This is a genomic window from Candidatus Viridilinea mediisalina, assembly GCF_002532535.1.
In the GTDB taxonomy this organism is placed as follows: Bacteria; Chloroflexota; Chloroflexia; order Chloroflexales; family Chloroflexaceae; genus Viridilinea; species Viridilinea mediisalina.
This window is the reverse complement of record NZ_NQWI01000164.1, coordinates 1-7,916: the sequence shown is the minus strand read 5'-3', so window position 1 is coordinate 7,916 and position 7,916 is coordinate 1. Positions and strand designations below refer to the sequence as shown.

Annotated in this window: 6 protein-coding genes; 1 reads left to right on the top strand and 5 read right to left on the bottom strand. The window is 56.8% G+C overall.

The annotated features are described in order from the left end of the window. Nucleotides 1-136: 136 nt before the first annotated feature. The 5 genes from CJ255_RS20100 to CJ255_RS20080 form a co-directional block, all read right to left on the bottom strand. Nucleotides 137-2,242 (bottom strand): SulP family inorganic anion transporter, encoded by a 2,106-nt coding sequence (locus CJ255_RS20100; protein WP_320410739.1) that lies wholly within the window; start codon nt 2,240-2,242, stop codon nt 137-139. Nucleotides 2,243-2,352: 110 nt separating this feature from the next. Beyond that, nucleotides 2,353-3,267, bottom strand: coding sequence for an ABC transporter ATP-binding protein (locus CJ255_RS20095; protein ID WP_097645868.1), 915 nt, complete (start codon nt 3,265-3,267; stop codon nt 2,353-2,355). Then, complete coding sequence (locus CJ255_RS20090; RefSeq protein ID WP_097645867.1) at nt 3,264-5,240, bottom strand: hybrid sensor histidine kinase/response regulator; 1,977 nt, start codon at nt 5,238-5,240, stop codon at nt 3,264-3,266. The genes CJ255_RS20095 and CJ255_RS20090 overlap by 4 nt, the downstream gene beginning before the upstream one ends. After that, nucleotides 5,237-6,427 carry a sensor histidine kinase gene (locus CJ255_RS20085; protein ID WP_097645866.1) on the bottom strand — a complete coding sequence of 397 codons (1,191 nt, stop codon included), beginning with the start codon at nt 6,425-6,427 and terminating at the stop codon, nt 5,237-5,239. The genes CJ255_RS20090 and CJ255_RS20085 overlap by 4 nt, the downstream gene beginning before the upstream one ends. 13 nt (nt 6,428-6,440) lie before the next feature. Then, nucleotides 6,441-6,887 (bottom strand): response regulator, encoded by a 447-nt coding sequence (locus tag CJ255_RS20080; protein WP_097645865.1) that lies wholly within the window; start codon nt 6,885-6,887, stop codon nt 6,441-6,443. 203 nt (nt 6,888-7,090) lie between these two features. Between CJ255_RS20080 and CJ255_RS20075 the strand changes: the two genes are divergently transcribed. Next, a complete protein-coding gene (locus CJ255_RS20075; RefSeq protein ID WP_097645864.1) occupies nt 7,091-7,747 on the top strand; it encodes a response regulator in 657 nt (218 codons plus the stop codon). Nucleotides 7,748-7,916: the final 169 nt, after the last annotated feature.

Genomic DNA, 7,916 nt, shown 5'->3' with positions numbered 1-7,916 from the left:
GCTGGAGTGCCGGCTTTAGCCGGCTAAAGCCGGCACTCCAACGCCAAACCATAGACTTTTCAGACAGCCTCTTAGGGATGCACACAGACATCATGCGAAATCTATTTACTATGTACCATTCATTTTTTATGATAACTCACATTGCCGTGAGCAGGTTGGCTTGTTCCCACGCCAAGAGGCCGCCCTCAAGGATGCGGAGATCGCGGTAGCCCTGCGCGATCAGCGCTTCGGCAGCACGGGCGCTGCGCCGTCCACTGCGGCAGACCAGCACAATCCGGCCACTCTGGGGCAACCTTTGTGGGCTCGTAAGCACCTGATCGAGCGGAACCGGCACCGCCCCTGGAATGTGGCTCTGACGAAACTCACGTGGTTCGCGCACATCCACAATTAACGGCGGCAACGAGCTGTGCATGGCCTCCCAGAGCGCAGTGGGGCTAATATTGGGTACAGGTTCGACGCCCAAGGGGAGCAGGGTGATCGGTGGCGCCCCGCCGGGCAGGGTGCGTTTGGGCAGGGTGTAACATTCACGAAAGGCGCGCCGTTCACACTCGTAGATACAGACAGCCGGGTCGAGCGTGTGGTGGAAGAGGTGGTGAATGGCTAGGTCTTCGTCTAAAATATTCTCAGGCCCAAGGTGATCGTAGAAACCGGCAAGGCGCATCCGGTAGAGTACCGGATCGCGCACGCGGGTCATATAGAGATCGCCACCACGTTCGCGGAGTACAGCACGAATGTTTTCAAGCATGCGAATACCGCTAATATCGCAGTGCTGAACACTATGCATGCGCAGTAGCAGAAAGCGCTGACCTGGGGTTTCGTCGAGAATCTGGTCAATCGTCTCTTCGACATGGTTGACCGCACCGAAATAGATGTCACCGAGGACATCCACCACGGCCAGTTGCGGGCATTGGGGGCGGCCATTGTGCGGTTCCCAGTGCTTAAACTCCTGATCGGGCAGGGCCGCAACCACACGGGGCATACTGGTACGCAGTAGGTAGTAGCCCAACGACATCAGCACCCCAATCAGAATCGCAAACTGAAGGGGCAGCAAGAGCGTTGCCCCAAAGGTGAGCAGCATAATGAGGGCTTCACCCGGTGCGCCGCGCCAGATTTGGAGCATGCGCTGGCGATCAATCATGCTCCAGGCGGTGATCGCAAGGGCACCTGCGAGTACCGCTAGGGGGATGTGGGCAATCAGTGGGTTGAGCGCAAAGGCGGCAACTAAGATAAAGACCCCCGAAAAAGCATTGGCCATAGCGGTCTGGGCCCCTGCTTGGTAGCTCAGGGCCGAGCGGTTGAAGGAGCCAGAACATGGGTAGCCACTGAAGCATCCGGCGGCGACATTGGCCATGCCTTGGCCAATAAATTCTTGGTTGCTATCGAGGCGCTGGCGCGAATGGCCCGCAACGGCACGCGCAATCGCCACCGCCTCAACCAGGCCGATCAGGGCAATGGCGAGCGCCCCATTGATCAATTGACCAATCAGCCCAAGGTCGAGCAGCGGCAAGGCCGCCAGGGGGGGCAAGCCCGCCGGTAGGGCGCCCAAGCTCTGCACACCATAGGCTTCGAGGTTAAAGAGCCAAGCCACAAGGCTGAGTAAAGCAACCCCGGCCAAGACACTGGGAATGCGGCGGGTGAGGCGCGGCCAGAGCGCAATAACGAGGATCGTGCCACAGCCAAGGGCCAGCGAGGGCATATGCACATTGCCCAGTTGGCGCAGGGCGATCATCAGGGTCGCCAACACCCCTTCGCTGGGCATGATCGGCATGCGCAGGATCGGGCCAAGCTGATTGGAGATAATCAGCAGGCCGGCCCCAGCCGTAAAACCAACCGCTACCGCATCAGAGACAAAGTTGACCAGCAGGCCCAAGCGGGCCAAGCCCATAGCCAGCCGGATGAGCCCCGAGAGTACCGCCAGCAAACCTGCGGCGGCAATAAATTCGGCTGAACCGACTGCAAAGAGCGGCGCGAGTACCGAGAGGGTCAAAATAGCCGCAGTGTTGGTTGGCCCGCTGTGCAGATGGCTTGAAGAACCCCAGAGCGCCCCAACGAGCGCAGCGACAAATGCGCTATAGAGGCCCATGACGACCGGCAGCCCGGCCAAGAGCGAAAAGGCGAGCGCTTGGGGCAACAAGACCAAGCCAACCGTCAAGCCCGCCAGCAGATCGGCGCGCCAGGCCGTTAGTGGATAGGAACCAACCAGACGTAATGGCTGTAGCAGCAGCCCCGGTACAGTACGCACATAGCCAACCATTGTGAAGAAAATAGGATATAGAAAATAGGAAACAGGAAACAGCGCTTTTTTGTTGCGTGTTGGCGGCTGCGCCGCCAACACGCAACAAAAAAGCTGCATCATTCCACAATACGTAAATAGACATCCTCAAGGCTGCGGGGCACCTCGGAGAGAGTAACGACGGGCTGGTTGTGGGCGGCAAGATGGCTGAGGATGTGGGGATTGAGTTGGTCTGGTTCGTTGCAACGGTAGTATATACTGACGCCGTTACACTCCTCAATGCTTACGATCCCGTCAAGGAGCGAGCGCACCTGGGCAGCCTGCTCAGGGCTGGCGAGGCGCAGTTCGTAGCGCGGCGCACCGAGTAGGCGCTGGCTCAATTCGGCAAAAGTGCCAAGGGCAATGATCTGACCGCCACTAATGATCGCAATCCGGTCGGCAAGCACTTCTGCTTCCGCAAGGTTATGGGTGGTCAGCAGAATCGCACGGTCGGCCTGGCGCAACTCCCCAATCGCATCACGCACGGTGCGGGCACTCTGCGGATCCATAGCGGTCGTAGGTTCATCGAGGAAGAGCACCGGCGGATCGTGGATGAGGGCGCGTACCAGGGCGATCTTCTGCTTCATGCCTTTGGAATAGCCATCAAGCTTACGCTCGCGTGCTTCCCAGAGGCCAAACTGCTGGAGCAACGTGGTGCTCCGCGCCTGGCGCGTGACCGCATCAAGGCCCAAGAGACCGCCAAAGAAATCGAGGTACTCAAGTGCAGCCATGCGCCCGTAGAGGCCGGGATACTCGGTGAGCAGGCCCACCTTGGCGCGCACCGTCTGGGCATGGGTTACCACATCAAGCCCACAGATACGGGCTTGGCCACTACTTGGGCGCAGAATAGCCCCGAGCATACGTACCGTGGTGGTCTTCCCGGCCCCATTGGGGCCAAGCAGGGCCACGAGTTCGCCGGGGCGCACTTCAAGGTCAATGTTGTGAACGGCTTGAAAGCCCCCAAACTGTTTGCTGAGGGCGTGGGCTTCGATCATGGGCTCTTCCTCAAGGTAGCATCAAGGGTAAAGCATGCACAGACACACGTCCCGGCTTCAGGTGCCGAGATAATCTCAAAGGTACCATTCGCCAACAGGGCCCGTTCTTGCATATTGATCAGGCCAAGGCTCGCCCCGCTGGCGGCACGCAGTTGGGCCGCATCGGTCTCGAAGCCAATCCCGTTATCGCTAATGATCAAGCGCAACATAGCTTCATTCTGGCGCAATTCAACCCGCACCCGCGTGGCTTGGGCGTGTTTAATAATATTATTCAGGGCTTCTTGGGCAATACGGAAGATGCTCAATTCAACCTGAGACGGCATACGCTGGCTATTGAGTTGGGTGGTAAGCTTTATGTCAATCCCAAAGCGCGTTGCGATCTGGTCAAGGTGCCAGTTGAGTGCAGGCACGAGACCAAGGTCATCGAGCAGGGGCGGGCGCAATTCCCGCGAAAGCGAGCGCACCTGTTGGATGAGGCGATCCACGAGGGTACTGCTATCGAGCAGGCGTGCCTGCTGTTTCGGATCGAGCTTACCCTGGGCCACCCCGCGCATATTCATCTGCAGAGCAATCAGGACCTGGCCAATCTCGTCGTGCAGTTCGCGGGCGAGGTGGCGTCGTTCAACCTCTTGGGCCTGAATCAGCTTATGGGAGAGCGTTTGGAGGCGTTGACGTGCATACTGAACTTCATCGAAGAGACGCGCATTCTGGATTGCCACGGCAGCCTGAGCAGCAACCGCCTCAGTCCAACGCAGATGGTCAACGCTCAACTTCACATCCTCGTAGGCTTCAATCACACAGAGGCCAATCAGGCTGCCTTGGGCCAGCAGCGGAACCCCAAGCATACTCTGTTCAGCGGTGTCAATAATGCGCCCTTCGCCACTCTGCAACACAGCCTGAGCAAGCGGCGAGCTTTCAAGCTCAATGCTATCCAGGGCCAGGCTGCTGACGAGGGCATCGCGGCCCGGCACAAAGCTATAGGCAGCGCTCAGGCTACCATCATTAAGCATAAAGAGACTCGCACGGGTATTGGGTACCAGGCGAGCGAGGGCACTAAAGAGCGACTCAACCACTGTCTCAAACTCAAGGCTTTGGGTGAGGGCAAGGTTCGCGGCGCGCAGCGTCTCGGCTTGGAGGCGGGCGCGACGTTCGAGGTGGTGCAGATTGACCAGTTCATCGGTGAAGCGACGCAACTCATCGGCGGTGGCGATGCGGGCGGTAATATCGCGGTAGTTCACGACGGTCGCTTCAATTGCGGGATCGGTGAGCAAATTTCTGAAGAAGGCTTCGATCCAACGCCATGTTCCATCCTGGTGGCGCACGCGCACCTCAAGGTTGGCCACATCGCCAGTGGGGGCTAGGCGTTTGACTAGGTAGCGCAGGTTCTGATGATCGCGGGGATGGATAAAGGTCAGCGCTTCAGAGCCCACAAATTCATCCAAAGGAAAGCCAAGGATGCGTTCCGCCGCAGGGCTAATATAGGTAATGATCCCGTGGGCATCAACAAGTGCCACGCCATCAACGCTATGTTCAATCAGGGCACGAAAGCGGCGCTCACTATGGCGCAGCGAAGCCAGCGCCGCTTGCTGTTCACGGCGCAACTGTTGGCCTTGCAAGGCATTATGGACAGCCATACCCAAGCGGCTCAGGCGATCCTTGAGTAAGTAGTCGGCGGCTCCGCGTTGCAGGGCCGCCACAGCCATCTCTTCACCAATGGTTCCAGAGACAATGATAAAAGGGATTTCGAGTTCAAGTTCGATCAACAGATCGAGAGCGCGGAGGGCATCAAACTGAGGCAAAGTATAGTCAGCAAGGATCAGATCGGGGGGAGAAGTCAGTGCGGCACGATAGTCGGGCTCAGCGCAGACCTGACGCCATGCGGGGTCAAAACCGGCTTGGCGCAAGGCATGCACAATCAGCAGCGCATCGGCATCACGATCTTCGAGAATAAGGAGATTCAGGGGCGTTGTCATAGATTTATTGGCAACGTAAAGCTAAACGTTGCCCCTTGGTCGGGCACTGCTTCACCCCAAACGCGCCCGCCGTGGCGCTGCACAATGCGCTGGACGGTTGCGAGGCCAACGCCGTTGCCTTCATACTCTTCGGCACGATGGAGCCGCTGGAAAACGCCAAAGAGTTTATGGGCGTACTGCATTGCAAAACCGACGCCATTATCGCTGATGAAGTAGACCGTTTCACCTTCAACTTGACGTACACCGATCGTAACCTCAGCTTGAGCGCGTTGGCGGCTATACTTGAGCGCATTGGAGATCAGATTCACCCAGACAATCCGCAGCAACGCAGGATCGCCCTGGCAGGTTCCCATATCTTGAACAGTGAGGTACACCTGGCGTTCAGCGATTTCGCGGGTAAAACCTTCGAGCGCACGGCTCACGAGATCATTCATCGCCAGAGTTTGGCGTTGCAGCGGCTGGCGATTGAGGCGCGAAAAGGCGAGCAGATCATCAATCAATTGACCCATCTGGCGCGTATTGTCACAGATGAGGCGTAGATACTCACGCCCATCGGCGTCCAGTTGATCGGCATACTCAGCCCAAACAATCCGCGAAAAGCCATCAATCGCCCGCAGCGGCGCCCGCAGATCGTGGGAGACCGAGTAGGAGAAGGCTTCCAATTCGTGGACTACGGCTTCCAGTTGGCTTGTGCGTTCTTGGACGTGGGCTTCCAAGTTTAGATTGAGGCGCTGCACCTCATTCAGCGCCTCAACTTGGGTGGTCACATCTTGCACTACGCCAAGAATTTGGGTAGGCTGGTGGGCCTCATCGCGGGCAAAGATTACCTCGCGGCTAAAGAGCCAGCGCCAATTACCGTCGGCATGGCGCATACGGTACTGAAGTTCAAGAATATCGCTATCGCTGGCCGTGGCAAAACGCCCAAGTCGCTCAGGCAGTTGGGCAAGGTCATCAGGGTGCATCAATTGGGCAAAGACACTACTCCCCATCGCAACAATCTCTTCAGGGCTATAACCCAGGGTCGCCACAATATTGCGATTGGAATAGACATTCTGTTGACGCACCAGATCATAGATATAGATCGTCGCGGGGGCCGCATCGGTAATACGCTGAATGAGGTGGCGACTCGCCCGCAGCGCCTGCTCACTGGCACGGAGACGTTCATCAGTATTGGATGATTCAGTCATACCAAGTTACCAATCAACTCTGTGGTGAATAGTTTAAGAGCAACCAATACATACCCAAACTACGCGCTACTTCAGTAAACTGCTCAAAATCAACAGGTTTTACAATATAACTATTGACACCCAATTCATAACTCGAAACCACATCACGCTCCTCAGCAGAAGAGGTTAGAACAACCACAGGAATCGAGCGGGTGCGGGGATCATGTTTAATCCGGCGCAGCACCTCAAGGCCATCAACCAGAGGCAACTTGAGGTCAAGCAGAATCACTCTTGGGCCATGCTCGAGTTGGCGACCGGCATAGTCGCCAGTACCAAAGAGAAAATCGAGCGCTTCGGCACCATCGCGAACAACATGAATTTGATTAATGATATTTTGCCGTTTGAATGCATGAAGCGTAAGCCGAATATCATTAGGGTTATCTTCAACAAGCAGAATCTCAACACGTTGAGGTTCGTTCATGGTGCTTTCCTGAAGGAAGAAGAGAGAAACGAACAAAGAGAAAATAGGTTTGTGGCATCAATAGGTATAACGTAACCTGAACCTACCACGATCATGATAGCATGGGATCGCTACGGTGGTGTTACGTACCAAGGTACGAAAGTATGCTACACTGAACACGTTAGGCGAAGCTAAAATGCTCGCTCAGGGACGTTCAAAAGAGTATGGACACCACTATCCGCATCATGCTGGTTGAGGATCATACCCTCGTGCGCATGGGCATTCGCTCCCTGCTTGAGAGTCTGCCCCAGGTTGAGGTCATTGGTGAAGCAGGCTCAGGCCAAGAGGCCTTGAACCTGTTACCGCAGCTCCAACCTGACCTGCTGCTGCTTGATATTGCCATGGCCGAGATGAACGGCCTCGAAGTGGCCAAGCGGGTCGCGCAGCTCTTCCCACAGGTGCGGGTGGTTATGCTTTCAATGTATGCCAACGAAGCCTATGTGGTACAGGCGTTGCGCTCGGGGGCCAAAGGCTACCTGCTCAAAGATGCGAGTCTTGCCGAGCTAGAGTTAGCCATTCGGATCGTGATGCGTAACGAAACCTACCTGAGTCCTGCCGTCTCCAAGCATGTAGCCAGCGACCGCATGCGCTGGCTTGACCAACATGCAGAGCCCGAGGAAGCATTGACCCCGCGTCAGCGTGAGGTGCTGCGGCTCATTGCCGAGGGGCGCACAACCCGCGAGATCGCACAGACCTTAACGATCAGTGCCAAGACCGTAGAGACGCACCGAACCCTGCTGATGGAGCGGTTGAACATCCATGATATAGCAGGGTTGGTGCGTTATGCTATTCGCGTGGGGTTAGTGTTGCCCGGTGAGTGAGCAATGGGGATCAGGAGTTGTCTGAAAAGGTTGTTAGCGCCATTTCATACTATGTGGCACACTGTGGAGTGCCGGCTTTAGCCGGCTGGAGTCGGCTACCGGCTTTAGCCGGCTGAAGCCGGCTACCGGCTTTAGCCGGCTGAAGCCGGCTACCGGCTTTAGCCGGCTG